Source organism: Xanthomonas vasicola pv. musacearum NCPPB 4379 (assembly GCF_000277895.2).
Lineage (GTDB): Bacteria > Pseudomonadota > Gammaproteobacteria > Xanthomonadales > Xanthomonadaceae > Xanthomonas > Xanthomonas vasicola.
Window position 1 is genome coordinate 4458647 of sequence record NZ_CP034655.1, and the last position, 25998, is coordinate 4484644.

The window sequence follows — 25998 nt, forward strand, 5'->3', positions numbered from 1 at the left end:
GGCGTGACAAATTTTTGACGCACTTCGCGCATGCCGACAGAACTCCGCATCGACAGGGGATGTCTTGGGTTCGGGCCGCGCCAGTTGCTCCTCCCACCACTCCCCGGGGATATCGATGAGCTTCCTGCCTGACCATGCACTGGGCCCGCACCGCGCCCACGTCTGCGTTTTCCGCCCCACTGGCAGCACTGCCTGCATCGCACCACCACCGCGGCGGTCGCGCACACGCGCCATCCTCACGGTTCTGGTCGTGGCGGGTGGTCTATCTGCTGCACACGCCGCCACACCCGCGCGAGCGGCCGCAAGCCCGACCAGCCAGGCAAGCACTGCCGCCAACACGCCGCAGGACGGCGCCACGGCGCCAGCAGACGCGGCCGACGATATCGGCAAGCAATTGCAGATCGTCGGTGGCAGCGACCCGTCCGAAGACGTCGGCGCGTTCGCTGGCGAACCTTATGCGGTGGCCATCGGCGAGGCCAGCAATGCGCTCGGCGAAGGCGGCATCGCATTGGGTGCCGGTGCCACGGTGACGGCCAAGAACGCCATCGCCACCGGCTACGCAGCGTCAGCGAGCGGCGAATCGGCCGTCGCCATCGGCGGCACGACCGAGGTATTCGACTACAACGAGGCTGGCGAAATCATCGGCAGTCACCAGGATTCCACCGAGGCCAGCGGGTTCGGCGCGGTGGCGCTGGGCGGCGGCGCCAAGGCCACCGCGGCGCTGACGACTGCGGTGGGGAGCGGCAGCGAAGCGCGTAATGTGCAAAGCACAGCGCTGGGCTACCGTGCCCGCGCGTTCGAAGACGGAGCGACCGCGGTGGGCGGCTTGTCGGTGGCTTCGGGCTATCTGTCGACCGCCAACGGCTACTTCGCCCGCGCCACCGGCACCAGTAGCGTGGCGATCGGCAACACCGCCCTGGCCAGCGGGATCGACAGCGTGGCCATTGGCGGCGTCAGCACTGCCGCGGCGGCGGCCGGCAACAGCAGCAGCCTCACCGCGGCCACCGGTGTCGGCAGCGTCGCGCTGGGTGCCGGTGCGGTGACGCAATCCGATTACGCGATCGCCATCGGCTACAACTCCAACGTGTTCCCCAATCTGCCGGGCAACACCGATTCCGTGGCGATCGGCCACAGCGCCGGCTCGTTCGCCCCCAACACGGTCTCGTTGGGCGCCCATGCCCTGGCAACGGAGCAGGACGGGATCGCCGTGGGTCACAACAGCTCGGCCTTCACCGCCAGCAGCGTGGTCCTGGGCTCGGGCGCCGTCAGCTCCTGGTTCAACCCCAACAGCACCGCGCTGGGTGCGGCCACCCGCACCGACGGCGTCGATGCCACCTCGATCGGCTATGGCGCCAAGGTCGGCAACTGGGTGGACGATGCCTGGAACCGCGCTCCGGTCAGCGCAGTGGCGCTGGGTGCCTATTCGCACGCTACCCGCAGCTACAGCGTGGCGGTGGGCGATGTGGCATCCGGATTGACGCGACAGATCACCAGCGTGGCGGCCGGCACCGAAGCCACCGATGCGGTCAACAAGGGCCAGCTCGATGCGTTGGCTGCCGATGTGCAGGCCACCAGCGGCGTGGTGCAAGCCAACGGCGAGGGCACTGCCAGCGCCACCGGCGCGCGCAGCACGGCGGCCGGGGCCGGGGCCTCGGCCAGCGGCGCGCGCAGCGTGGCCGTGGCGGCGGGCAGTCGTGCCAGCGGCGCCGGCGCCAGCGCGCTGGGCGTGAACAGCAACGCCATCGGCGTGAACAGCACGGCAATGGGCTACAACAGCTTCGTGCGCCAGAGCGGCGTCAACGGCGTGGCCTTGGGTGCCAATGCCGGTGCCAGCGGAGCCGATTCGGTGGCACTGGGCTCGGGTTCGCGGACCTACGAGGCCGACACGGTCTCGGTGGGCAGCGGCAACGGTCGCGGTGGTCCGGCAACGCGGCGCATCGTCAATCTAGGCGCCGGCGCGATTGCAGACGGCAGCAGCGAGGCGGTCACCGGCGGACAGTTGTTCCAGTCGCTGAGCAACGCCGCCAGTTTCCTCGGCGGTGGCGCCGCCATCGGCGCACAAGGCGTGTTCGTGGCGCCCAGCTACGTGATCCAGGGCGCCAGCTACACCAATGTCGGCGCCGCACTGACCGCGCTGGACAGCAAGGTCAGCGCGCTGGATGGACGCATGGCGGGCACGACGTCGTTGCGGACGTCCGCGTTGCGCAGTGCCGGCGTGTCGGCAGTACTGGCGCCTGCAACCTCCACCGAGGGTAGCGATAGCGGGCTGCAGGGAACGTCGACTGCGGCGGGCGCCAGCACCAGCACCAGCACGGTGGCCGCCACGTCCACGGCGTTGGGGACCGCGGCAGTGGCCAACGATGTCACCGGCACGGCGGTCGGTGGCAGCGCGTACGCGCACGGCCCCAACGACACCGCGATCGGCAGCAATGCGCGGGTCAATGCGGATGGCAGCACCGCGGTCGGCGCCAACACGCAGATTGCTGCGGTGGCGACCAATGCGGTGGCGATGGGCGAAGGCGCACAGGTCAGCGCGGCATCAGCCACGGCCATCGGGCAGGGCGCGCGCGCCACCGCGCAAGGCGCTGTCGCACTGGGCCAAGGCGCAGTGGCCGATCGCGCCAACGCGGTCTCGGTAGGTAGCGCCGGCGCCGAGCGGCAGATCATCAACGTGGCCGCCGGCCGTTCCGATACCGACGCGGCCAACGTCGCCCAGGTCTCTACGGGCGACGCACGGACGTTGAGCTCGGCCAATAGCTATACCGACAGCCGCGTCTCGGCCCTGAGCGACAGTTTCAGCCAACTGCACGACGACAGCGTACGCCGCTTCCAGAACATGGATCGGCGCATCGACCGCCTCGGCGCGATGAGCGCGGCGATGCTCAACATGGCCATCAATGCGGCCGGTACGCAAAGCGAACGTGGACGCATCTCGGTCGGCGCCGGCTTCCAGAGCAGCGAGCATGCACTGTCGATCGGTTACGCCCGCAAGATCGGCGAGCGCGGCTCCTTCAGCCTGGGTGGCGCCTTCAGCGGCAGCGACTCCTCCGCCGGCCTGGGCTTCGGCGTGGATCTGTGAGCCTGCCCGCACGCATCGCCATCCCCTTCTTCTTGGAATTTCGCCCATGAATACCGCCTCTCCGCCGCTCCGGACGCTGTTACTAAGCGCCCTGCTCGCCACCTCCCCCTTCCAACTGCATGCGGCCAACGATCTGCTGGAACAGCGAGGCCTGGTCGATAACCCGGAGCCCGCCGGTTCACCCGCCGCCGGCCGCCTCATCGTCAAGTACAAATCCAACATCGGCTCCAACGCGCTGCGCGAGTCCATCCTGTCGTCGGCCGCGCGCCGCGCCAATGTGTTGCCTGTCAGCAGCAACGCCGGCCGTGGCGCGCCGATGGCCGCGCGTGTCCTGCGCACCACCGGCACCGGCGCCAGCGTGCTGCGCCTCACCCGCGCCATGAGCGCTGCCGAGCAAACCAAGCTGCTGACCGAATTGCGTGCCGATCCGGCAGTGGAATACGCGCAATTCGATCGCATGCTGCAACCGGTGCTCGACCTGGTTGGATCTGCCGCACTGCCGGTAACGGCGCGTGCAACGGCGCAGGACACCAATCCGGCAGTGCCCAACGACAAGCTCTACGCCCAGTATCAATGGCATATGCAAGACAGCGCGGGCGGGATCCGCGCGCCCAAGGCCTGGGAGACCTCCACTGGCAGCGGTGTGGTGGTGGCGGTGATCGATACCGGCATCCTGCCCGACCACCCGGACCTGAAGAACAACGACCACATCCTGCAGGGCTACGACTTCATCAGTAGTGCAATCGTGTCTCGTCGTGCCACCGACGACCGGGTGCCTGGCGCGCTCGACTACGGCGATTGGATGACCGATGACGCCCCCTGCCTGCAAAGCGCGCGCGTTAGCTCCTGGCACGGCACTCACACGGCCGGCACGATCGGCGAACTGACCAACAACGGCATTGGCGGCGTTGGCGCCGCGCACGATGCGCAGATCCTGCCGATCCGTGTGCTCGGGCAATGCGGCGGCATGAACTCGGATATCGCCGATGCAATCGTGTGGGCGTCGGGCGGACACGTCGATGGCGTGCCGGACAATACTCATCCGGCCGAAGTGATCAGTCTGAGCCTGGGCGGCCCCGGCAGTTGCGACAGCAATACGCAGCAGGCGATCAATACAGCCGTTGCCAACGGCACCACGGTGGTAGTGGCCGCCGGCAACAATTCCCTCAATGCGGCGCAATCCACTCCGGCCAACTGCAGCAACGTGATCACCGTGGGCGCGACCCGCATCACCGGTGGCATTGCGTACTACTCCAACTTCGGCTCGGTCGTGGACCTGGCGGGACCGGGCGGCGGCGAGAAGGAAGACACCGGTAACGGCGGTTGGGACGGGCTGGTGCTGTCGACCGCCTACAGCGGCACGACCACACCGACATCCGGCGAATACAACTTTCGCGGCTATGCCGGAACCTCAATGGCTGCGCCGCATGTCGCGGCCGTGGCTGCATTGGTGCAAAGCGCGTTGGCGAGCGCCGGCAAGACACCGCTGAGCCCATCGCAGCTGCAGGCGGTCTTGCAGCAGACCGCGCGCGCGTTTCCGGTGCCGCCGCCGGCAGCGACACCGATTGGCAGCGGCATCGTCGATGCGACCGCGGCGATGGACTATGTGCGAACCAGTTGCAGCGGCACCACCTGCAAGCCAGTGACCACCGCACTGAGCAACCGCACGCCGCTCACCGCGCAACGTGCCGGCGTCGGCGAGGAGCTTTTGTATAGCTTCACCGCCACCGCGGGGACGCCGTTGAACGTGCTCTCTTACGGCGGCGGCGGCAATGTCGCTCTGTACGTGAAGTTCGGCGCCGAGCCCACCACCAGCAGCTACGACCTGCGTTCGGTGCGTGCCGGCAATGCGCAGACCGTGCGACTACCCTCGCCACAGGCCGGCACCTACTTCATCAAGCTGGTCAGCGGAGACGGTGGTTTCAGCAATGTGTCCTTAATGGCCCGGCAGTGATCTAGCGAGCATCTCTCCAGCACGCCGGGCGTGGCGCAGAACGCGTCATGCCTGCCGTACGGCAACGCTGTTCTCATCCGCAACCGAGGATTTCGCTATGCAGAAACGTTCTGGATTTCATCGCGTGCCGTTGCATCTGGCCGGCCTTGCCGTTCTCGCTGGTATTGCCGCACCGGCCATCGCCGCGCCGTCGGCCACGCCGGCCGCACGTCAAACCGCCGCCCCACTCGCCCACCTGCCTGCGCAGCTGCGCAGCGCGCGCAAGCTCGGTGCGCTGGCACCCAGCACCGCGATCAGCCTGGTGATAACCGTGCCGTTGAAGGACGGCGCGGGCGCCTACGACTATGCAATGCGCGTCTCGCATCCCGGCGATGCGCTCTATGGCCACTATCTGACACCGTCAGAATTCACCGCCCGCTTTGGTGCGCGCGAGGACGACGTCGCCGCGGTCAAGGCCTTCGCGCAGGCGCATGGGATGCAAGTCAGCAGCGTCGGCGGCGCGGGCTCGTTGATCACTTTAAAGGCACCGGCGGCCACGTTCGCACAGCATCTGGGCGTGACCTTCAATCGCTACCAAGCCAGCGACGGCAAGACGTTCTTTTCGGCCGATCGGCAACCGCAGCTGCCCAGCGCACTGGTCGGCCATGTCGGCGGCATCGTCGGGCTGCACGACGCCGTGCGCTTCGCACCCCTGGCCATCCGCGCACCCACCCGTCCGACGGCACGCGCCGCGATTGCCGAACAAGGCGCCCGCCGCGGCCGGCCGGACGCCACCCAGGCCATCGGCCACGGCCCCAATGGCGGGCTGAGCCCGCAAGACTTGCGTCGTGCCTATGCCATTCCCGAGCAGCTGGCCGCAGGCAAGCTGGAGACCCTGGCGCTGTTTGAGGGAGGCGGCTTCCTGCCCGGCGACATCGCCACCTACATCAAGCAGTTCGGGTTGCCGAACGTGCCGGTGAAGGTGCGCAACGTCAATGGCTATGCCGGTGCGGTCAACGATGCCGGCATTGCCGGGGAAGCGGCGCTGGACATCGACATGGCAATCGCCGTGAATCCACAGTTGCGCCAGATCCAGGTTTACGAAGAAGGCGACGATCCGTTCCCGGTCGCACTGCTGGCGTCCTTGGGCGCCATGGCCGACGACAACACCGCGCAGACGGTCAGCATCTCCTATGGGATCGACGAGGAATCCATGGGCGACGCTGCGCTGGCCGCAGAAGGACAGGTACTGACGCAGATGGTGGCGCAGGGCCAGGGGGTCTATGTCAGTTCGGGCGATCAGGGCGCCTATGGGCGCAGCGGCAGCGGCCTGCATGTCACGGATCCCGGTAGCCAACCACTGGTGACCTCGGTCGGCGGCACAACGTTGTTTACCGGGCGCACCGGCGGCTACGGCGGCGAAGAGGCCTGGAACCTGCTGGGCGCAAACCTCGGCGCCACCGGTGGCGGCATCAGCAGCTACTGGCCACTGCCAGACTATCAGCTGATCACCGGCACCGATGGCAAGCCGGTGTCGATCGCTGCAGCGAACCAGGGCTCGTCCGCGCGCCGCAATGTGCCCGACGTGGCTGCCGTGGCCAGCCCCACGACGCCGGTGGCGGTCTATTCGGAGCTGGAGGGCGGCTGGATCAACGTGGGCGGCACCAGCGTCTCGGCGCCGATCTGGGCCAGCTTCATGTCCATCGCCGATCAGGCGCACCAGGCCGCCGGCCTGGGCCGCATCGGCTTCGCCAACCCGTTCCTGTATGAGGATCTTGAGGCCACGGTGTCCCTGGACACCAATGACGTGCTTGATGGCAGCAACGGCAATGCCAACCTGTATAACGGCGTGGCGGGTTTCAACGCCGGCCAGGGCTACGACAATGTCACCGGCCTGGGGTCGATGCTGCCGTCTTCGCTGCTGATCGATTCCTTACTGAACGTTCATGACGGCAGCACGCCCCCACCGAACCAGGCACGCGGTGTGCACGCCAGCACCACCGCCACGACGAGCACGGTGCAATGGACCGCCACCAACACGGCAACCGGCTATGCGATCGTCGCCCAGGACAACGCCACCGGTGCATACACCTCCTATGCGGTCTCGCGCAGCACGCGCTACACACTCGGCGGACTCAAGCCGAACACGTTCTACACGATGTATGTCGTCGCATTGAACAAGGGTGGAGCCACCGTGAGCTCGCCGGCGATCGTCAAGACCGCCAAGAGCTGACCTGCGCCGCAAACGCCGCCCTGGCCACGGCCCGGACGGCAGTCGTACCCAAGAGTTTGGAGCGGCTGACAAAACGTAGCGAGCGGCCGTCAGGTAGGCGTGGACGGCGCGGAGGAACGCAGTACGAGTGGTACATGCCGATTCCGAGCACTGGCCACGCCTGCCTGGCGGCTGCGCAGCAGTTTTGTGAGTTGCTCTTAGAACGGATCGCTGCCTGGGCGCAGATCCGCGCCCAGGATCGCTGCCAGCCGCTGCATGTCTTCGTCGTTGCGGCTGAGCGCCATCCAGCCGGCACGGTCGTCGCTGCCGGTATCCCAACACCACAGCGTGTAGCCGTATTCGCGCAGGCGGTCGTAGGCCACGGTCAGCAGTGCGGCGGTGTCGTTGGCGGCCAGGAAGTCGTCATCGTCGATGTCGCCGCCCCAGTCGATGCGCAAATTCCAGCGCGCGGCCAGTTCGTCGATCGCACTGATCAGCGTTTCGCTGTCGCTGCCATCGACATAGAACCCCGAGCTCCAATCGATAGCATCCTTCAGTGCCCACAACCATTCATCGCCGTCGGTCTCGCAGGCGCTCTCGCGATAGGCATCGAACTGGCGCAGCGCGGTTTCTTCGTCGCCCGGATTGATCAGCAGCAACAGGTTCCAGACCAATCCCTGATGGGTGTCCGGATCGTCGTCGTTGTCGGCGCTCAGGTCATCCGGCTCATCGTAGTCGGCGCTGTTGTCGGGCATCACGGTCTCACTTCCACAGATTGCAATGCCGAAGTGTGAGGCCTGATGGCGCGCAAGCAAACCGATTGACGCGCGCAACTGCGTCGCCGGGGGCTGGTCTTCACGGCGCAGGCCCGTATCCTGTGCGGCCGAAGACGGCTCTCCCGGCCGCCATGACGCCTTTCCCATGAGCGATACCCCTCCCGATCACCTGGCCATCGACGCGCGCAGCCCGTTCCATAATGCCGAGGCCCTCAGCCGCGGCGTCGGCGTGCGCTTCAACGGTGTCGAACGCGACAACGTGGAGGAATACTCGGTCAGCGAAGGCTGGATCAAGGTGCAGGTCGGCAAGGCGCGCGACCGTCGCGGCAACCCGATGACGATGAAGATCAAGGGCGAAGTGGCGGCCTATTACCTGGACACCAAGAACGGTGCTAAGCCGGCTGCCGAGTAAAAGCGGCTGATAAAACGACTTCGCGCCAGGCTGCTGCAGGCCGGCTGATCTGTGCCCTGCCTGCAGTGCCCTCGCCCGCCCGCCCATCGAAGATGGTCGGCGCATTGCTTTCAATAAAGCAGCCGGCCACCTGTGTAGCGCGGTGCCCTCGCCGCTTGCGGGACCGCTGGGGCCATGGATGCCGCCAGCGAGCCCCAGGGACGGGTTAACGGCGTGTCTCGCAAGCGGTGAGGGCAGCGCACGCGACCCACTCACGTTTGACCTGTGATTGCGACGGCATCCACCAGGATGCAGCCGACAAAACCAGGGCACTCACCAGTCAGGCCTTGAGCCGATACCCGCTGCGGAAGATCGCTGCCACCACGCCCAGGCACACCAACAGGAACAGGAACGTCATGCCGGTACTCACCGCGATATGCACGTCGGCCTTGCCGTAGAAACTCCAGCGGAAACCGCTGATCAGATACACCACCGGGTTGAACAACGTGACCTTCTGCCACAGCGGCGGCAGCATGTTGATCGAATAAAAACTGCCGCCCAGGAAGGTCAGCGGCGTTACCACCATCAGCGGAATCACCTGCAATTTTTCGAAGCCGTCGGCCCAGATGCCGATGATGAAACCGAACAGGCTGAAGGTCAGCGCGGTGAGCACCAGAAAGCCCAGCATCCACACCGGGTGCGCGATCTCGTACGGCACGAATAGCCGCGCAGTGAGCAGGATCAACAGCCCCAGCATCACCGACTTGGTTGCCGCCGCGCCTACGTAACCAATCACGATCTCCCACCACGCCACCGGCGCGGACAACACCTCGTAGATGGTGCCGGCCCAGCGCGGCATATAGATGCCGAACGACGCGTTGGAAATGCTCTCATTAAGCAAGGACAGCATCACCAGGCCAGGAATGATGAAGGCGCCGTAGCTGATACCGTCGACATCGCCCATGCGCGAACCGATCGCCGCGCCGAACACCACGAAGTACAGCGAGGTCGACAACACCGGCGAGGCAATCGACTGCGTGAGCGTGCGGAACGCGCGCGCCATTTCGAAACGGTAGATCGCCGCAATCGCATGTACGTTCATGCGCGCGCCTCCTGTTGACGTGCGCCATGCACCAGGTTGACGAAGATCTCTTCCAGCGAACTCTCGCTGGAATGCAGGTCCTTGAAGTCGATGCCCTGCTCATTGAGCCGGCGCAGCAACGCACCGATGCCGGTCTGCTCGGCCTGGGTGTCGAAGGTGTAGATCACACTGTTGCCATCGGCAACCAACTCCAGCGGCAGATCGGCCAGCGCGGCGGGTAGCGCCTGCAGCGGCGCTTGCAGGCTCAGTGTGAGTTGCTTCTTGCCCAGCTTGCGCATCAGCGTGTGCTTGTCTTCCACCAGCACCAGTTCGCCGCGGTTGATGACGCCGACGCGGTCGGCCATGTCTTCGGCCTCTTCGATGTAGTGCGTGGTCAAAATAATGGTGGTGCCCTGTTCGCGCAGCCGCCGCACCATCTGCCACATGTCGTGCCGCAGCTCCACGTCCACACCGGCAGTGGGCTCGTCCAGAAACAGAATGCGCGGCTCGTGGGCGAGCGCCTTGGCGATCAGCACCCGCCGCTTCATGCCGCCGGACAGCGTGGAAATCTTGTTGTTGCGCTTCTCCCACAGCGACAACTCGCGCAGGATGGTTTCCAGATACTGCGGGTTGGCCGGCTTACCGAACAGGCCGCGGCTGAAACGCACCGTGGCCCACACCGTTTCGAACGCGTCGGTGGCCAGTTCCTGCGGCACCAGGCCAATGCTGGCACGCGCGGCGCGGTAGTCGCGCACGATGTCGTGCCCGTCGGCCAGCACGGTGCCGGTGCTGGGGTTGATCAACCCGCAGATGATGCTGATCAAGGTGGTCTTGCCGGCGCCGTTGGGGCCGAGCAGCGCAAAGATCTCGCCGCGCTGGATTTCAAGATCCACCTGTTTGAGCGCCTGGAAACCGCCGGCGTAGGTCTTGCTCAAGCCCTGGATGGAAACGATCGAAGTCATGGGTCTGGCACTGGGACGATAAGCGCCACAGGGTAGGCGTGCGCCGTGACGATGGGAGTGGGTTAGATGGGATGCTGTCTCCCGACGTGCATCGCACGTAGGCCAACACGCAGGTCAGCCGGAGCGCGGAGCGCGCCATGCAAGATAGGCGTCAATACGAAAGCGCCATCGCGCGCAGGCGCGCTCCTGCACAACGACGGCCCCGGGCTTTTACGATTCCCCATTCCCGAATCCCAATTCCCGCGCGTCAGCGCGCTCAAGCACGCTTACGCGACTCGATCAGATCCAGATTGCGCACCAGCCGTCGCGACAAGTCGTCGGAAATCTCGCGCCGTCGAGCCAGCTTGAACAGCTCATTGCGCTCGGCCACCAACGCCGCATGCCGGAACTGACGCAGTGCCTTTTCGTAGGCAACCGCCTCTTCCGGATCGGTCTCGGCCATGTCCACCGCGCCGAGCTTGCGCTGATAGCGCTGACTCACCTGGTTGGCCGCCGCGTTGTAGCGCTCGGCATGTTTACTGCCGTCCACCAGCCGCTGCCGCAGTTTTTCCACTGCATCCAGCGCTGCCTGCGAAGCGGCTTTCACCGCCAGGTCTTCCTTGAGTTGCTCGTCTTCTTCTTCCGGCAATTCCAGCCCGCGCAACAGGCGCGGCAACGCGATGCTGGCCACCAGCAACGACACCAGGATCACCGATGCGGCCAGAAAGATTGCCAACTGGCGGGCCGGGAACGGCGAGCCATCCTCCAGCATCAATGGCAATGTGAGCACGCCGGCCAGGGTGATTGCACCGCGCACGCCGGCCAGCGACACCGCCACCACGATCCGCCACGGCGGGCTGACATGCGCTTCGCCACGCCGTTGCGCCTTGAAGATGTTCCAGCGCAGCGACAGGAACACCCACATGAAGCGCAACGCCATCAAGCTGGCGCTGATGGTGGCCACGTACACCGCCAGCCACCACGGATTGAGGTGCCCGGCCTCCTGCACGCTGCGCACTGCGCCGTCCAGAATGCCCGGCAACTGTTCGCCCAGCAGCACGAAGATGATGCCGTTGAAGGTGAACTGCACCGTGTCCCATACCGCCGAACGCTGCAGGCGCATGTTCCCCGGCGCGTTACCCGCCATTTCCACGTAACTCATGGTGATGCCGGCGGCCACCGCGGCCAGAATGCCCGACGCATGGAAGGCCTCAGCCAGCAGATACGCAGCGAACGGGGTGAGCAGGTTGACCAGGATCGCCGAACCGGGTTCCTCGCCGAAGTGCCGCCAGATCCAGGCCTGGATGCGGCTCAGCCCGAAGGTGGTGGCCACGCCCAGCGCCAGCCCGGCCAACGCCACCCACAAAAAGGTCAGCGAGGCGGTAGCGATGGAGAAGGTGCCGGTGAGCACCGCGGCCACCGCGAACTGGAAACACACCAGGCCGGAGGCATCGTTGAGCAGCGACTCGCCTTCCAGGATATGCATCAGGCGCTTGGGAATCGGCACCTTGGAGGCGATCGACGATACCGCCACCGGGTCGGTGGGCGAGATGATTGCCGCCAGCGCGAATGCCACTGGCAGCGGCATCGCCGGGATCAGCCAATGAATGAAGAAGCCGGCGCCAACGACGGTGAAGATCACCAGCCCAAGCGCCAGTTCCAGGATCGCCGCCTTGTCGCGGAACAGGCCTTGTTTGGGAATGCGCCAGCCATCCAGAAACAGCAGCGGCGGCAGGAACAACAGGAAGAACAGCTCCGGTTCCAGTTGGTGCCCCGCATCGAACACCCCGGAGACCACCGCGCCTAGGGCGATCTGGACCAACGGCAACGGCAGCGAAAAAGGCAGGATGCGGATGAGATAACCGCTGGCCGCGACCGCCAGCAACATGGCGAGGACGACATCGATCGAATGCATAAAAACCCGGAATGAAAGAACGGCCGCACGTACGGCATCAAATATTGCGACGCACAACAACGCGCCTACCGGACCATACCGTGTTGCACACGGTGATGAAACCACCGCACTGCTTGGCCGGTCGCCACACATCGGCGACCCGGCATGCCTGTTGCGGTTCGGTTCAATCGGCTTGCGCCGATACGCTGGCCGATGGAGACAGGCGCACCAACGCTGCCGAAGCGTGCAGGCTGTAGCAAACCGATGGCGGACCTGCGCGACGGCCGCTACTGCAGCTGTAGCGGCAACGCCCGGCTACGACGCGGCTGGAGCTTTTTCGCAACGGCGGGCGGCATCGTCGGCACGGGCAAGTTTTTAACGGCTAGAGAGACCGTGACCTCTCGATGCGATCGAGCCGAGCGGATCCGCAGAACGCTGCGCATCGCCGTCGTGTTTCCTCGAAAGCTCCGATGGATGCATCGCGCTAGGGCCACGTGGGCTGCACGATCGCATACGAGACGCGAGGTTCGGGTTCGGGGTCGGTCACGCTGTTGGTCCAAGCCTGCATTAACCGGCTGGCCACGCGATGCCGCCCTCACCACCCCAAACGCAGTAATAAATGTCAAAACGACGTGATGCATCAGGCCGTTTCGGGGACGCGTATTGACGCTACGGTTGCCATCCAGGCGATCGCCAACCCAAAGGATCGATGCCTCATGAAGACTTCATTGCAGTCGCTTGCCATTGCCACCGCCATTGCCCTGACCAGCGCCATGGCCCCCGCCTACGCTGCGTCCAATCCGAAGGTGGGCGGTGCGCCGATGCTGGTGACCAAGGACATTGTCGATAACGCGGTCAACTCCAAAGACCACACCACGCTGGTGGCTGCCGTCAAAGCCGCCGGCCTAGTCGACACGCTGAAGGGCCCGGGCCCGTTCACCGTGTTCGCACCGACCAACGCGGCCTTCTCGGCACTGCCGGCCGGCACCGTCGATACCTTGCTGAAGCCCGAATCCAAGGCGACGCTGACCAAGGTGCTGACCTATCACGTGGTTGCCGGCAAGGTGGATGCCGCCTCGCTGATCGCCAAGATCAAGGCCGGCGGCGGTAGCGCCACGCTGACCACCGTGCAGGGCGAGCCGCTGACCGCAAAGCTCAATGGCAAGAAGGTCACCATTACCGACGTCAAGGGCAATACCGCCAACGTCACCATTGCCGATGTCATGCAGAGCAATGGCGTGATCCACGTGGTGGACAAGGTGTTGATGCCGTAACTGCCTGCAGTCGCACTGCAACGCGTGCTTACTGACGCATGCACGGTGCCATCGGCGGAATGCGGTTTTTCCCGTCGATGGCGCAGTGGCGTTATGCAGGAGCGTGATCGCATCAGAGGCGCTAGCTGAAGCGGTTGGCAATCCATCGCGCAGCCGCCGTGCAACCGTAGAAGGCCTTCGACATCGACATGGAAGACGTCTTAGCCATGTCGATGTGGGGCACCTATGACGCAACACCTGATGATTGCCCGGCATGTTCTGTTCGCCACTGTTGCTCGGCACATGCGTGCAATGGATACGCAGTGCATCCGCGATGCACATCGGTGCACGCAAGATGTAGTTCAACCCTGCTGCGCGTTGCTGGCGCCAGCCTCCAGCCATCATCACCCAACCGCGAAGCGGCGGCGATGGAGTCACCGGCGTGCCGGTGGCCCCGCTTGGCGTCCTGATTCTCCGACACCGTGCGCGCGCCGTTGCACGCGTATTCTTTTGCCTGTCTCGCGCGTCACCTTTTTCTCTCGAGCGAACGTTCCTGCGGCTGCGGCGGGTCCAGCAACCGACGCAGATCTTCGACAAATCCGCGATAGCCTTCTTCGCGTGCATCCGTCGATGGCTGCCGCAATACCCAGGATGGATGCACCGTCGTCAAGACCGGTGTGCCATCTTCCAGGCGCTGCCACTGCCCGCGTTCCTGCATCAATCGGAAGCTACTCCCCAACACTGCCTGCGCCGCAGTCGCACCGAGGCAGATGATCTGTGCGGGACGCAATTGCGCGCGCTCGGCCTGCAACCACCCACTGCATGCCTGCACGTGCGTACGCTCCGGGTTGCGGTGCAGCCGCCGTTTTCCGCGTTGTTCGAAACGGAAATGCTTGACCGCATTGGTGACATAGAACCTTTCGCGATCGACACCCAGCTCGCCCAACGCCATGTTGAACAGGCGCCCTGCGGGCCCGACAAACGGCCGCCCGCTCAAGTCCTCTTCATCGCCCGGCTGCTCGCCGATCACCATCACCGATGCATCGTCGGGCCCTTCGCCGAACACCGTCTGCGTTGCCGGTTGCCAGAGTTCGCAACGCCGGCAATCGCGTGCAGCGCTGCGCAACTGCGCCAGGTTTTGGGTTGCCACGTCGGGCATGGGCGCCGGCGCCACCGGTACCCGTCGCCGTACTGGCTCAGGCGCGCGTTCGGCCATTTCGCGCACGCGCACGCCGGCTTCGCGAATGAGCTCCGGCAGCAACGCGGCTTCGGGCAGGTTCTTCCAATATTTCTGCGGCATCTCCTGCCGCATCATGGTCGGGTTGAGCCGCGCCGGATTGAAGATATGTGCGTAATAGGTGCGCCACAGTGCTTCCTGTGCATCGTCGGCCGGCACCTGCGTGCGCACCGCACCTTCGCCGAAGTTCAGTGCCTCGCCATCCCAACGCACGCTGCGGTACGGGGTCAAGATCGCCCAACGCATGCCGGCAAAACGCCGCGCAAAAAACGGCGCCACCCGGTCCACGATCCAGTGCTCGGGCTCGAACCAGGCAACGAAGTCTTCTTCTTCCCCGGGCAGCCGGCGAAAGCGCACGAAGGCCTTCATCTTGTGCGTATCGCGCTGCACCGCCTTCTGCCATTGCCGTAGCCGGTGCACATCCACATCGGTGGCGCGCTCCAGCAATGCTTTTTCGCCAGAAGCGATCCGCCACAGCAATCGATACAGCACGGCGTGCCGCTGCGGGTCGCGATGACACAGTACCGATGCGGCCAGCTGCATGAAGTCTGAAGAGACGCGCGGTGGCGGCACTGCGGCCGGCAACTCCAGCAGCCCCTGCCCCATCAACAGCCCGCCCTGCGCACCACCATCCCAGGCCACATCATCCGGCCCTGCCTGCGCGCACCACCCCGCCCGTGCCAACGCACGCCACGCTTCAAAACTCCACGGTGGTTCCACCTCAGCGCTGAACATAACGAGTCAGTCGAACAGACTTGCCTGCCTAGGCGCAGGCGCCAACTGCGCACGCAACCTGACCGGATCGTCCAGCCGTTGCCGCGGATGATGATCGAGCACGCTGACGAACGGCAGCAGCTTTTTCATCGGCACGCGCAGCCGCGCCAGGTCGCCGACGCGCAAGCGCGCATGCCGGCGCGACAACAACAAACGCTCCACGTTGCGCGTGCCCAGGCCCGGCACACGCAGCAGCATCTCGCGCGGCGCGGCATTCAAATCCACCGGAAACCGCTCCGGGTTGCGCAATGCCCAGGCCAGCTTGGGATCCACGTCCAGATCAAGCATGCCACTGGATTGCGCCGGTGCAATTTCTTCCACGCTGAACTCGTAGAAGCGCAATAACCAGTCGGCCTGATACAACCGGTGCTCGCGCTGTAGCGGCGGTGCCTGCAGTGGCAATTTGGACGAAGCATCCGGGATCGGGCTGAAGGCCGAGTAGTACACCCGGCGCATGCGGTAGTTGCCGTACAGATTGTGGCTGGTGTCCAGAATGCTGCGGTCGTTGGCATCGTCGGCGCCGACGATCATCTGTGTGCTCTGCCCGGCCGGTGCGAAGCGTGGTGGCTTGGCCCGGCGCACTTTCTCGGCTTTGCGTTCGAGCTGATTTTCTTCGATGCGCCAGCGCAGCTCGCCCATGGCCGAGCGGATGCCGCCCACGCTTTTTTCCGGCGCCAGCAGCGTCAGGCCCTGCTCGGTGGGCAACTCTACGTTGATGCTCAGGCGATCGGCGTAACGCCCGGCAGCGGCCAGCAACTCTGGCGTTGCATCGGGAATGGTCTTGAGATGGATGTAGCCGGCGAAATGGTGCACCTCGCGCAGCTGCCGCGCCACTTCCACCAGCTGCTCCATGGTGTAGTCGGAGTTGCGGATGATGCCGCTGGACAGGAACAGGCCTTCGATGTAATTGCGCTTGTAGAAGTCCAGCGTGAGCGTGACTACTTCTTCCGGCGTGAAGCGCGCGCGGCGCACATTGCTGGACACGCGATTGACGCAATACGCGCAATCGAAGATGCAAAAATTGGTCAGCAGGATCTTCAACAGCGACACGCAACGGCCGTCGGGCGTGTAGGAGTGACAGATGCCCATGCCCTCGGTGCTGCCGATGCCACCGGTGCCCAACGAATTGCGCTTGTTGGCGCCGCTGGAGGCACAGGAGGCGTCGTATTTGGCGGCGTCGGCGAGGACGGCGAGCTTGTCGAGGATTTTCACGCGGGCAGCATGCAACGGCGGCGTCTCAGCCTATGAGATTGGCCTGCACCTGTTCGTGAATGCTTCAGAGCGCTGTGGGCTTGGCGTGGTGCCCGTCGCGCTCGCGCAGGACGGCATGACACCGACGACATCCATTCCAATCACCCGACGACACCAGCACTGATCAGCGCCGCGGCACATTGAGCAGCTACCAAAACGTAGCAGGCAGTCGTCGGATGGTGCGGACGGCGCGCAGGAACCGCAGCGTACAACTGGCACCTGCCGCACAGAGCACCGACCGCGCCCGCATGGTGCATGCGCAGTCGTCTCTCAGCTGCGCTTGGTTCAAAGTTCCGACGCGCCCGCCCTGGCTTCCAGCGCTACGCCGCCACCGGGTCGGCCACTGCTGCATGCCCATCGAAGCGATAGAGATCCATCGCCAGAAACCCCGCATCGATACCGGCGTCGATGCGCTGCGCGCCCAGCCGGTCGTCGCCGGCCGCGCCCATCGCCACGTACAACGGCAGGAAGTGTTCGTCGCTGGGATGCGCGCGTTCGGCATGCGGTGCCTGGCGGCGGTAGTCCAACAGCGCGGGGACGTCGTTATCCAGCAGTTTGCGCTCGATCCACTCGATGAAGGGGCGCACATACGGCGCTTCGCGCTCGGCGCTGTAGCCGTGGCGGAAGTCGTGCAGGTTGTGGGTGATGCTGCCCGAGCCGATCACCAGCACGCCGTCATCGCGCAACGGCGCCAGCGCGCGGCCCACTGCGAACTGGTGCGCCGGACCAAGCTCGGGCTGGATCGATAGCGACACCACCGGGATGTCGGCGTCCGGATACAACAGGCGCAGCGGCACCCAGACGCCGTGATCGAAACCGCGCTGCGGGTCCAGGTGCGGATGCAGGCCGGCCTGCTCCAGACGGCGCATGATCTGATGCGCCAATGCCGGCTCGCCGGGCGCCGGGTACTCCAGCTCGTACAACGGTGCCGGGAAGCCGCCGAAATCGTGAATGGTGGGCGGCCGTACCGCACCGCTGACCAGCGGGCGACGGCCCAGCCAATGCGCGCTCGCCACCACAATGGCGCGCGGCCGCGGCAAGGCCTGCCGCAAGTCGGCCAACCGCTCGCCGACCTGCCCCGGCTGCAGCGCAGTCATCGGCGAACCGTGCGAGATGTACAGGGAGGGCAAGCGGGTCATGGACGCTCCTTGATGGATGAAAACAGGCTCAGCGCGGTGGCTTCAACGCGAATGCGCCGTCGCCGAGCAACGCCTGCACGATCAGCAACACCGTCCATAACGCCGGGTATTCCCAGCCGCCACCCGGATTGGAAAAACCAAAACCGTTGGCACCATGCACGCTGACAATCGTGCCCAGCAAAAGCGGCACGCCCAGCAGCGCGACCCAGCGCGCATGGATGCCCAGCAACAAGGACACGCCAAGGCCGAGTTCCAGCGTCATGCTGATGTACGCCAATGCAGCGGGCAGGCCGAGCGAGTGGAAATACGCCACGGCACCGGCTGGGGTGAAGACCAACAATTTGGTCAGACCATGCACCAGAAACAGTACGCCCAGGCTGATGCGCAGCAAGGCAGTGCCATAGGCGGCGGTACGTGGAGATGCGAGGGCAGTTGTCATGGGACGAACTCCGGTGAGGACCAGCACAGCCTATTCCTTACAAAAATCTGATAAATACGTGTGCCTCAGATAATTTATTTCACTAAAGGTAACAATCGGAGCTGCCATGGATACCCTGGATGCGATGCGTGTGTTCACGGCCGTGGCCGAGCGCAGTGGTTTCAGCGCCGCCGCCGAGGCATTGGACCGCTCCACCGCCAGCGTCACCCGCCAGGTGGCCGCGCTCGAACAGCGGCTCGGCACGCGCCTGCTCAACCGCACCACCCGTAGGGTCAGCCTGACCAGTGCCGGCAGTGCGTACTACCAGCGCTGCCTGCAGCTGCTCGCCGACCTGGACGACCTGGAGGCCACCATCGGCGCGCAGGCGCTTGAGCCGGCTGGCGTGCTGCGGGTGAACGCACCGGTGAGTTACGGCATCGAGCGACTTGGCGCATTGCTGCCCGGCTTCCGCGCGCGCTATCCGCAGGTGGAGCTGGACCTGTCATTGTCCGACCGCCTGGTCGATATGGTCGAAGAAGGCTTCGATGTCGCCATCCGTATCACCCGCCAGCCGGCGCCGATGCTGATTGCACGCCAGTTGGGCAAGGTACGGATGCTGCCGTGTGCATCGCCGGCCTATTTGGCGCGTGCGGGCACGCCGCAACACCCATCGGACCTGGCCGGCCACGAATGCCTGCTCTACCACTACTCGCCCAGCGGCGATGAGGTGCGCTTTCAGGGGTCGCAGGGCGATATCGACGTGCGCCTGCATGGCGGCCTGCGTGCAAACAACGGGCATGTGCTGAACGCTGCCGCGCTGGCCGGGCAAGGTATCGTGATGCAGCCGGATTTCCTGGCCGAACCGCATCTCGCCGCCGGGCGCCTGGTGCGCATTCTTCCCGAATACACGCTTGCTGAAATTGGCATCTTCGCGGTCTACACCAGCCGCAGCCACCTGGCGCCGAAGGTGCGCAGCTTCATTGATTACCTGATCGAGTGCATGGCCAAGCCAGCACCCGGTTGAGCGCTGTAGGAATGCCAAAAAACACCTCGCGCATCTGGCACGTGCATGCAATCGCAACCGCACGTCAGCAGGCAGGCTACGCGGGCCGATGCCGATTGACAGATACGCACAGATCATCATCGCTCCGGCGTGACTGACGCAGGCTGATAAGCGCCCCCGATTGCACGCAACACCACCGCACGCGCATCACGGTTCACACGCCCCAGCAAATGATCGCGGCAACAGTTCGTCCCGTGCGTGGTCATTCTGCTGTCGTGACCGGTGTGCGCACAATCCGCTTCCCTCGTTCACCCGGAGTGTCCATGAGCAAGATCGCCATTGTGTATTTCAGCGGCTACGGCCACACCGTCAAGCAGGCCGAAGCGGTGCAAGCGGGCGCAGCCAGCGTTGGCGAAGCCACGCTGTACCGCATCGACCAGGACGGCAATCTGCCCGATGACGCCTGGGAAGCCATCAGTGCCGCCGACGCCATCATCTACGGCAGCCCCACCTACATGGGCGGGCCGGCGTGGCAGTTCAAGAAATTTGCCGATGCCAGCTCCAAGCCATGGTTTGCGCAGGCGTGGAAGGACAAGATCGCCGCCGGCTTCACCAACTCGGCGTCGGTGAACGGCGACAAGTACGCCACCATCCAATACTTCTGGACGTTGTCGCAGCAGCACAGCCAGGTCTGGATCGGTACCGGGCTGCTGCCGGCCAACACCAAGGCACATGGCCCGCAGGACATCAACTGGACTGCCGGGTCGGCAGGTGCGCTGGCGATTTCGCCGTCGGACGCCTCGCCAGATGAAGCGCCGCGCAGCGGCGATCTGGAAACGGCCAAGCTGCTCGGCAAGCGCGTTGCCGAATTCGCCGCCAAGCTCAAGGGCTGATCGCAGCTCACAACAGCCCGCGCAGTTCGGCAGCGTTGCCTGCCGAGTTGCGCGGGCTGTGCGTTAGCGCGTGGGCCACATCGCGCTAACGCACCGCCCGCCATTGTTCCCGCACCTTTTGCTGCACGGAGTCCCCACCATGCAAACCCGCACGCTTGGCCGTTCCGGCCCCACCGTTTCGGCCCTCGGCCTTGGCTGCATGGGCATGAGCGCGTTCTATGGCGACCGCAGCGACGAGGCCACTTCGATCGCGGTGATCCACCGCGCGCTCGACCGTGGCATCAGTCTGCTCGACACCGCCGACATGTACGGCCCGCACACCAATGAAGTGCTGGTCGGCAAGGCGATTGCCGCACGCCGGCACGAAGTGTTTTTGGCCACCAAATTCGGCATCAAGCTCGACCCCAACGACCCATCGGTACGTGGTATTGATGGCAGCCCGGCCTATGTACAGTCCGCCTGCGAAGCCAGCCTGCGTCGGCTGGGCGTTGAACATATCGACCTGTATTACCAACACCGCGTGGACCCCACCGTGCCGATCGAAGACACCGTCGGTGCGATGGCGCGCCTGGTCGAACAGGGCAAGGTGCGCTTTCTCGGTTTGTCGGAAGCGGCCGCAGCCACCATTCGCCGTGCGCATGCGGTGCACCCCATCACCGCGGTGCAGACCGAATATTCGCTGTGGTCGCGCGAGCCGGAAGATAACGGCGTGTTCGCCACGGTGCGCGAACTCGGCATCGGGTTCGTGCCGTACTCGCCGCTGGGGCGCGGGTTTTTGACCGGGGCGTTCTCGTCGCCGGAGGATTTCGATGCCGACGATTACCGCCGCCATTCGCCGCGTTTTCAGGGCGATAACTTCACCCGCAACCTGCAGCTGGTGGAGCAGGTCAAGGCAATCGCTGCCGACAAGGGCATCACGCCCGGGCAATTGGCGTTGGCCTGGGTGTTGGCGCAGGGCCAGGACTTGGTTCCGATTCCCGGCACCAAGCGGCTGGCGTATCTGGAAGAAAACATCGCAGCGCTGGATGTGGCACTGATGCCGGACGAGCTGGCCCGTATCGATGCGATCTTCCCGGCGCAGGCTGCGGTCGGCACGCGCTATCCGGAAGCGATGATGGGTGCGGTCAACCGCTGAGCCGCGTCGCCTGATCGTCGTCTTCGCAGTGCCGCAGTGATCGCTGCGGCACTGCGTTAATGCCGGTGGAGCTTGCTGCGCACCAGTGCCGCCATTCAAAACATCACGCGCGCGATAAATAGGTAAGCGTCGGGTCGCAGCGCTTGTTTGAGCGCGGGCATTGGTGCTGATCGCCCTGCTCACATCCTCGCGGCGCTGCACCTTGCACACTGGCTGCAGCTCACATGAACCACGCCCCATGCTGTCCTTCGTGATTCCAGCACATGACGAGGCTGCCCTGATCGGCGACACGCTGCAGTGCCTGCATGCCTGCGCGCAAGCCATGCAGCTGGACTATGAAGTGATTGTGGTAGCCGATGCCTGCGAAGACGCCACTGCGGACATCGCACGCAGCCATGGCGCACAGGTGCTGGAGGTGCAGCTGCGCCACATCGCCGCCACGCGTAACGCCGGTGCGCAGGCCGCGCAGGGCGAACGCTTGCTGTTTCTGGATGCCGACACCTTGATCAACCCGCAGGTCGTTGGCGCCGCATTGGCTGCGCTCGATGCCGGCGCGGTAGGCGGCGGTGCGCGAGTGCATCTGCAGGGCACGCGCGTGTGGTCCGAGCGCATGGCGCAGGCGTTGTTTGGTTGGTTTTTTCGTGTTTCCGGCATTGCGCCCGGATGCTTTTTGTTTTGCACAAGGGTGGCATTCGTCAGCGCCGGCGGCTTCGATACGCGTTACTACGCCGGCGAGGATGTGGCCCTCAGCCGGGCGCTGGCACGCTGCGGCCGCTTTGTGATCTTGCGCCAGACCGTGCACACCTCCGACCGCAAGCTGCGCAGCTTTTCCAAGCGCGAACACCTGGCCCTGCTGCTGCGGTTTCTGTGGCGCGGGCGACGCATGCTGCAGACCCGCGATGCACTCGGCTTCTGGTATCAGCGCCGGCGCTGAACCGAGCGTGTCCGCAACACCACGATCCGCTATGGAGCCTGCCCTCCAAGCAGCATCTGGAACCGCATGCCACTTACACTGTGCTGTCCGTTCCGGTTATCCGAGTTGCGCCGCATGGCTTCTTTGCATCGCCCCGTCCTGATCGCTGCCATGTCTGCCGCGCTGCTGACCACCGTTGCGTGCCACCGCGATGGCGCGACACCGGCCGCGAGCACGCAGCCAACGCCGCCCCCCAGCAAACCCAAGCTCGGCGATTTCGGCTTCGATATGGCGGGTATGGACCGCAGCGTGGCGCCGGGCGACGACTTCTTCGGTTACGCCAGCGGCAACTGGGTCAAGACCACGCAGATTCCGCAAGACCGCTCCAGCTTCAACAGCTTCACCTCGATCGCCATCGAGACCGAGCGGCATAGCCGTGACATCATCGAAGGCGCTGCCGCCAACGACCGCGTCACCGGCGAAGACAAGCAGATCGGCGACTACTACGCCGCCTACATGGACGAAGCCAGCATCGAGGCCAAGGGCGTGCGCCCGGTACAGCCGGAACTGGATGCGATCGCCAAGCTCGACGACAAGCAGGCCTTGGCACGCACGTTGGGCGGCCAGCTGCGCGCCGATGTGGATCTGCTCAATTCCACCAATTTCTACACCGACCGCCTGTTCGGCCTGTGGGTGTCGCAGGACCTGCATCATACCGGCCGCTACGCGCCCTATCTGGTGCAAGGCGGCCTGGGCATGCCCGAGCGCAGTTTCTACCTGGATGGCGGGCGCATGGCGCAGCTGCGCGAGGCCTACCGCGCGCACATCGTCACGCTGCTGGAACTGGCCGGCATCAGCGATGCGCCCGCGAAGGCCGAGCGCATCCTGGCATTGGAAATTGCCATGGCACGCGTGCACGCCACCCCGGAGCAGACCAACAACGTGCAGGCAGGCGCAAATGCCTGGAAACAAGCCGATTTCGCGCGCAATGCTCCCGGCCTGGACTGGGCGCTGTTCTTCGAGGCAGCCGGGCTCAACGCACAGCAGGATTTCATCGTGTGGCAGCCGCGCGCAGTGAGCGGATTGTCGGCGCTGGTGCAGTCCGAGCCACTGCAGACCTGGAAGGATTATCTGAGCTTCCGCGCCCTGGATCGTGCTTCGCCGTATTTGTCCAAGGCCTTCGCCGACGAGCGCTTCGCGTTCTACGGCACCACGTTGGAGGGCACCCCGCAGCAGCGCCAGCGCTGGAAACGCGGCATCGACGCGACTAACGCCGCATTGGGCGAAGCGGTTGGCAAGCGCTATGTGCAGAAGTACGTCAGCGCGCAGACCAAGACGCGTGCCGAAGAGATGGTCAAGAACATCATCACCGCGTTCGGCAAGCGCATCGATGCACTGGAGTGGATGACTGCCGAGACCAAGCAGCACGCCAAGGCCAAGATCGCCGGTTTGACGGTGGCAGTCGGCTACCCGGACACCTGGCGCGATTACAGCGGGCTGGACGTGCGTCGCGACGATGCGCTGGGCAATGTGGAACGCGCCCAACTGTTCGAGTACCGCCGCAACCTGGCCAAGCTGGCCAAGCTGGGCAAGGCAGTGGATCACCGCGAGTGGTACATGCTGCCGCAGGAAGTCAACGCGCTGAACGTGCCGCTGGAAAACCGCCTGATCTTCCCGGCGGCAATCCTGCAACCGCCGTTCTTCGACCCAGCCGCCGACGATGCGGTGAACTATGGCGCGATCGGTGCGGTGATCGGGCACGAGATCAGTCATAGCTTCGACAACATGGGCGCGCTATTCGACGAACACGGCGAGCTGCACAACTGGTGGACGCCGCAAGACCTGAAGAAGTTCCAGAGCGCCGGCAGTGCGTTGGCCGCGCAGTTCAGTGCCTACAAACCGTTCGATGACTTGTCGCTCAACGGCAAGCTGACGCTAGGCGAAAACATCGCCGACGTTGCGGGCCTGGCCACGGCATACGATGCCTACCAGTTGTCGCTGCAGGGCAAGCAACCGCGAACCATCGACGGTTTCAGCCCGGATCAGCGCTTTTTCCTCGGCTTCGCACAGGCATGGCGTGGCAAGTACCGCGATGCGGCACTGCGCAATGTGGTACTCACCGACGTGCACGCGCCGGGCCGCTTCCGCGCGCAAACCGTGCGTAATCTGGATGCGTGGTATCCCGCCTTCGATGTGAAGCAGGGCCAGCAGCTGTATCTGCCGCCGGAGCAGCGGGTCAAGATTTGGTAGGTGTTGGTGTGCCACTGGCTGCAGCGCAGTTCTTCGACGTCATGGTCGATCTGGCGTTGACGCCAGTACATCTGGTGCGACAGCTGTCAGCCCATAAATGATGAAGCTACCGGGAAGGTCTCTTCTCATGCCGCTCGCCACTTTTGGACTGCCCTGGAACCCGGCCCCGCCACCCATCACGCGCTGTCAGGCCACTCCAGCAACATCGCCGGCGGCAACTCCATGCGTCTGCACGCGCGCGCAGACAGTCCGTCGCGCAAGGCCGTGCGAAACAGCGGCGACATGCTGCGTAGCAGACGTGCCGATGCGCGCGCCTGTGCGCGTTGCGTGGTGCTCCGGCCGAGCATGTCGCTAGCCCAACTGGGCAACAAGGCGGTGCCAGCACCGAGAAACACGCCGCGCGACAAGCCTGCCGCGGGCACCGGTAGCTGGATGCTGGTGAGGATGTCGAGCACTTCGCGCGAGCGCGCGTCCATGCGTAACTCTCCGAGGACCGATGCGAAATACGCATCCACCTGCGCCTCGCTGGCGGGCACGTCGGTTGCGCCTAGCGCCTCGGCAACGCGTCGCGCTTCGTCGTAATAGCGGTCGGCGATGGCAGCAGGCACATCACGGCAATAACGCCGGCATCCCTGTAAAAACCCATAGGCTTCGGTGACATGCACCCAGGTGAGCAACTGCGGGTCGTTGGCGTCATAGGGCACGCCGTCAGCAGTGTGGCCGCGGATATGCGAGTGGATGCTGCGCACGCGGGCAATCAGCTGCTCGGCCTCCGCACGCGGAGCGTAGGTGGTGCCGGCGACGAAGTTGGTGGTGCGCCGCAGCCGCCCGATCAAATCGGTGCGGAAGTTGGAATGGTCGTAGACCCCGGCCAGCGCACGCGGATGCAACAACTGCAACATCAATGCGCACAAGCCGCCGGACAGCATGCCCGGAAATTCGGAGTGGATGCGCCAGGTGATGCTGTCTGGCCCAAAGATGCCGGGATCGCCCAGCGGCTGATCGTATTCGATCGTGCTCTGTCCACGCGGAAACGCGTTGAGCACCCAGCGGTGGATCTGTTTGGCGGCGGGGGCAGTGAGGGTACGCAGGACGGCTGACATGCCGCAATCATACCCAGGTCATCTGCAACGCCGGATCAGCGCAGCGCCAACCAGGCATCTGCTCGTACGTGCGCGATGGCGACTGCATCGACTGACAGTCGTGGTGAGGCCGCGGGGTTGCGGGGCGGTGGCCTGGCATCTGTACGGCGCATCGATCAACCAGTCACGCACAAATCCCATTGCTCCCCTAGCGGGCTCGGCATTGCATAAACGGCCTGCCTCATCCCTTTCACCATGCCAGCCAAGATGGCGTACCCCCTCCTCGCACGTGGCGATTGCCGCAGCGTCAGGTGTGCAGTGCAGCAAGATCGGGGATGGAGCG

Annotated in this window: 19 protein-coding genes and 2 other RNA genes; 10 read left to right on the top strand and 11 right to left on the bottom strand. The window is 64.9% G+C overall.

Annotated features, from left to right (window positions below):
* The first annotated feature begins 115 nt into the window (after positions 1-115).
* The 3 genes from KWO_RS20545 to KWO_RS20555 all read left to right on the top strand — a co-directional run bounded on the left by KWO_RS20545 (position 116) and on the right by KWO_RS20555 (position 7245).
* Complete coding sequence (locus KWO_RS20545) at positions 116-3079, top strand: adhesin (RefSeq protein ID WP_017113609.1); 2964 nt, start codon at positions 116-118, stop codon at positions 3077-3079.
* Positions 3080-3125: 46 nt separating this feature from the next.
* Positions 3126-5033, top strand: a complete 1908-nt coding sequence (locus tag KWO_RS20550; RefSeq protein WP_010367223.1) for a S8 family serine peptidase — start codon at positions 3126-3128, stop codon at positions 5031-5033.
* Between the two features lie 97 nt (positions 5034-5130).
* The gene (locus tag KWO_RS20555; RefSeq protein ID WP_010379771.1) at positions 5131-7245 is read left to right on the top strand and encodes a protease pro-enzyme activation domain-containing protein; all 2115 of its coding nucleotides are present in this window, start codon (positions 5131-5133) and stop codon (positions 7243-7245) included.
* A 63-nt stretch (positions 7246-7308) separates the two neighbouring features.
* Here KWO_RS20555 and KWO_RS20560 read toward each other — a convergent pair.
* Both KWO_RS20560 and KWO_RS20565 read right to left on the bottom strand, forming a co-directional pair.
* Positions 7309-7381, bottom strand: a non-coding RNA gene (locus KWO_RS20560) — sX9 sRNA.
* 61 nt (positions 7382-7442) lie between these two features.
* Positions 7443-7979, bottom strand: coding sequence for a DUF6630 family protein (locus tag KWO_RS20565; RefSeq protein WP_010379770.1), 537 nt, complete (start codon positions 7977-7979; stop codon positions 7443-7445).
* Between the two features lie 166 nt (positions 7980-8145).
* On the opposite strand from KWO_RS20565, the gene KWO_RS20570 reads away from it, so the two are divergent.
* Complete coding sequence (locus KWO_RS20570; protein ID WP_010367231.1) at positions 8146-8412, top strand: DUF3297 family protein; 267 nt, start codon at positions 8146-8148, stop codon at positions 8410-8412.
* Positions 8413-8731: 319 nt separating this feature from the next.
* Here KWO_RS20570 and KWO_RS20575 read toward each other — a convergent pair whose 3' ends face one another.
* The 3 genes from KWO_RS20575 to KWO_RS20585 all read right to left on the bottom strand — a co-directional run bounded on the left by KWO_RS20575 (position 8732) and on the right by KWO_RS20585 (position 12328).
* The gene (locus tag KWO_RS20575; protein ID WP_010367232.1) at positions 8732-9493 is read right to left on the bottom strand and encodes an ABC transporter permease; all 762 of its coding nucleotides are present in this window, start codon (positions 9491-9493) and stop codon (positions 8732-8734) included.
* Positions 9490-10434 carry an ABC transporter ATP-binding protein gene (locus KWO_RS20580; RefSeq protein WP_010367233.1) on the bottom strand — a complete coding sequence of 315 codons (945 nt, stop codon included), beginning with the start codon at positions 10432-10434 and terminating at the stop codon, positions 9490-9492. The genes KWO_RS20575 and KWO_RS20580 overlap by 4 nt, the downstream gene beginning before the upstream one ends.
* 256 nt (positions 10435-10690) lie before the next feature.
* Positions 10691-12328, bottom strand: coding sequence for a Na+/H+ antiporter (locus KWO_RS20585; protein ID WP_010367234.1), 1638 nt, complete (start codon positions 12326-12328; stop codon positions 10691-10693).
* 695 nt (positions 12329-13023) lie between these two features.
* Between KWO_RS20585 and KWO_RS20595 the strand changes: the two genes are divergently transcribed.
* Entirely contained in the window at positions 13024-13581 is a 558-nt protein-coding gene (locus KWO_RS20595) for a fasciclin domain-containing protein (RefSeq protein ID WP_010365456.1), read from the top strand.
* Between the two features lie 505 nt (positions 13582-14086).
* Here the strand turns inward: KWO_RS20595 and KWO_RS20600 are convergent.
* The 5 genes from KWO_RS20600 to KWO_RS20620 form a co-directional block, all read right to left on the bottom strand.
* The gene (locus KWO_RS20600; RefSeq protein WP_010379756.1) at positions 14087-15532 is read right to left on the bottom strand and encodes a UdgX family uracil-DNA binding protein; all 1446 of its coding nucleotides are present in this window, start codon (positions 15530-15532) and stop codon (positions 14087-14089) included.
* 6 nt (positions 15533-15538) lie between these two features.
* Entirely contained in the window at positions 15539-16783 is a 1245-nt protein-coding gene (locus KWO_RS20605; protein ID WP_017112838.1) for a putative DNA modification/repair radical SAM protein, read from the bottom strand.
* Between the two features lie 185 nt (positions 16784-16968).
* Positions 16969-17043, bottom strand: a non-coding RNA gene (locus KWO_RS20610) — sX9 sRNA.
* A gap of 99 nt (positions 17044-17142) precedes the next feature.
* Entirely contained in the window at positions 17143-17961 is an 819-nt protein-coding gene (locus KWO_RS20615; protein WP_010379755.1) for a DODA-type extradiol aromatic ring-opening family dioxygenase, read from the bottom strand.
* Between the two features lie 28 nt (positions 17962-17989).
* Positions 17990-18400 (bottom strand): DoxX family protein, encoded by a 411-nt coding sequence (locus KWO_RS20620; protein ID WP_010379754.1) that lies wholly within the window; start codon positions 18398-18400, stop codon positions 17990-17992.
* 106 nt (positions 18401-18506) lie between these two features.
* On the opposite strand from KWO_RS20620, the gene KWO_RS20625 reads away from it, so the two are divergent.
* The 5 genes from KWO_RS20625 (at position 18507) to KWO_RS20645 (ending at position 24573) form a co-directional block, all read left to right on the top strand.
* On the top strand, positions 18507-19403 hold the full coding sequence (locus KWO_RS20625) for a LysR family transcriptional regulator (RefSeq protein ID WP_010365440.1): 897 nt from the start codon (positions 18507-18509) through the stop codon (positions 19401-19403).
* A gap of 302 nt (positions 19404-19705) precedes the next feature.
* Positions 19706-20275, top strand: coding sequence for a flavodoxin family protein (locus KWO_RS20630; RefSeq protein WP_010379753.1), 570 nt, complete (start codon positions 19706-19708; stop codon positions 20273-20275).
* 139 nt (positions 20276-20414) lie between these two features.
* Positions 20415-21410, top strand: coding sequence for an aldo/keto reductase (locus KWO_RS20635; protein ID WP_010379752.1), 996 nt, complete (start codon positions 20415-20417; stop codon positions 21408-21410).
* A gap of 238 nt (positions 21411-21648) precedes the next feature.
* Positions 21649-22344, top strand: a complete 696-nt coding sequence (locus tag KWO_RS20640; RefSeq protein WP_010365433.1) for a glycosyltransferase — start codon at positions 21649-21651, stop codon at positions 22342-22344.
* A gap of 150 nt (positions 22345-22494) precedes the next feature.
* On the top strand, positions 22495-24573 hold the full coding sequence (locus tag KWO_RS20645; protein ID WP_026113186.1) for a M13 family metallopeptidase: 2079 nt from the start codon (positions 22495-22497) through the stop codon (positions 24571-24573).
* A gap of 176 nt (positions 24574-24749) precedes the next feature.
* Here the strand turns inward: KWO_RS20645 and KWO_RS20650 are convergent, their stop codons facing one another.
* Positions 24750-25676: an oxygenase MpaB family protein gene (locus KWO_RS20650; RefSeq protein ID WP_010365430.1), complete on the bottom strand. Its 927-nt coding sequence runs from the start codon at positions 25674-25676 to the stop codon at positions 24750-24752.
* Positions 25677-25998 lie beyond the last annotated feature (322 nt).

What these genes read in the sequence shown, in the direction of transcription:
- KWO_RS20545 (WP_017113609.1), top strand. Translation starts at nt 116, where the DNA reads ATGAGCTTCCTGCCTGACCATGCACTGGGCCCGCACCGCGCCCACGTC.
- KWO_RS20550 (WP_010367223.1), top strand. Translation starts at nt 3,126, where the DNA reads ATGAATACCGCCTCTCCGCCGCTCCGGACGCTGTTACTAAGCGCCCTG.
- KWO_RS20555 (WP_010379771.1), top strand. Translation starts at nt 5,131, where the DNA reads ATGCAGAAACGTTCTGGATTTCATCGCGTGCCGTTGCATCTGGCCGGC.
- KWO_RS20565 (WP_010379770.1), bottom strand. Translation starts at nt 7,979, where the DNA reads ATGCCCGACAACAGCGCCGACTACGATGAGCCGGATGACCTGAGCGCC.
- KWO_RS20570 (WP_010367231.1), top strand. Translation starts at nt 8,146, where the DNA reads ATGAGCGATACCCCTCCCGATCACCTGGCCATCGACGCGCGCAGCCCG.
- KWO_RS20575 (WP_010367232.1), bottom strand. Translation starts at nt 9,493, where the DNA reads ATGAACGTACATGCGATTGCGGCGATCTACCGTTTCGAAATGGCGCGC.
- KWO_RS20580 (WP_010367233.1), bottom strand. Translation starts at nt 10,434, where the DNA reads ATGACTTCGATCGTTTCCATCCAGGGCTTGAGCAAGACCTACGCCGGC.
- KWO_RS20585 (WP_010367234.1), bottom strand. Translation starts at nt 12,328, where the DNA reads ATGCATTCGATCGATGTCGTCCTCGCCATGTTGCTGGCGGTCGCGGCC.
- KWO_RS20595 (WP_010365456.1), top strand. Translation starts at nt 13,024, where the DNA reads ATGAAGACTTCATTGCAGTCGCTTGCCATTGCCACCGCCATTGCCCTG.
- KWO_RS20600 (WP_010379756.1), bottom strand. Translation starts at nt 15,532, where the DNA reads ATGTTCAGCGCTGAGGTGGAACCACCGTGGAGTTTTGAAGCGTGGCGT.
- KWO_RS20615 (WP_010379755.1), bottom strand. Translation starts at nt 17,961, where the DNA reads ATGACCCGCTTGCCCTCCCTGTACATCTCGCACGGTTCGCCGATGACT.
- KWO_RS20620 (WP_010379754.1), bottom strand. Translation starts at nt 18,400, where the DNA reads ATGACAACTGCCCTCGCATCTCCACGTACCGCCGCCTATGGCACTGCC.
- KWO_RS20625 (WP_010365440.1), top strand. Translation starts at nt 18,507, where the DNA reads ATGGATACCCTGGATGCGATGCGTGTGTTCACGGCCGTGGCCGAGCGC.
- KWO_RS20630 (WP_010379753.1), top strand. Translation starts at nt 19,706, where the DNA reads ATGAGCAAGATCGCCATTGTGTATTTCAGCGGCTACGGCCACACCGTC.
- KWO_RS20635 (WP_010379752.1), top strand. Translation starts at nt 20,415, where the DNA reads ATGCAAACCCGCACGCTTGGCCGTTCCGGCCCCACCGTTTCGGCCCTC.
- KWO_RS20640 (WP_010365433.1), top strand. Translation starts at nt 21,649, where the DNA reads ATGCTGTCCTTCGTGATTCCAGCACATGACGAGGCTGCCCTGATCGGC.
- KWO_RS20645 (WP_026113186.1), top strand. Translation starts at nt 22,495, where the DNA reads ATGTCTGCCGCGCTGCTGACCACCGTTGCGTGCCACCGCGATGGCGCG.
- KWO_RS20650 (WP_010365430.1), bottom strand. Translation starts at nt 25,676, where the DNA reads ATGTCAGCCGTCCTGCGTACCCTCACTGCCCCCGCCGCCAAACAGATC.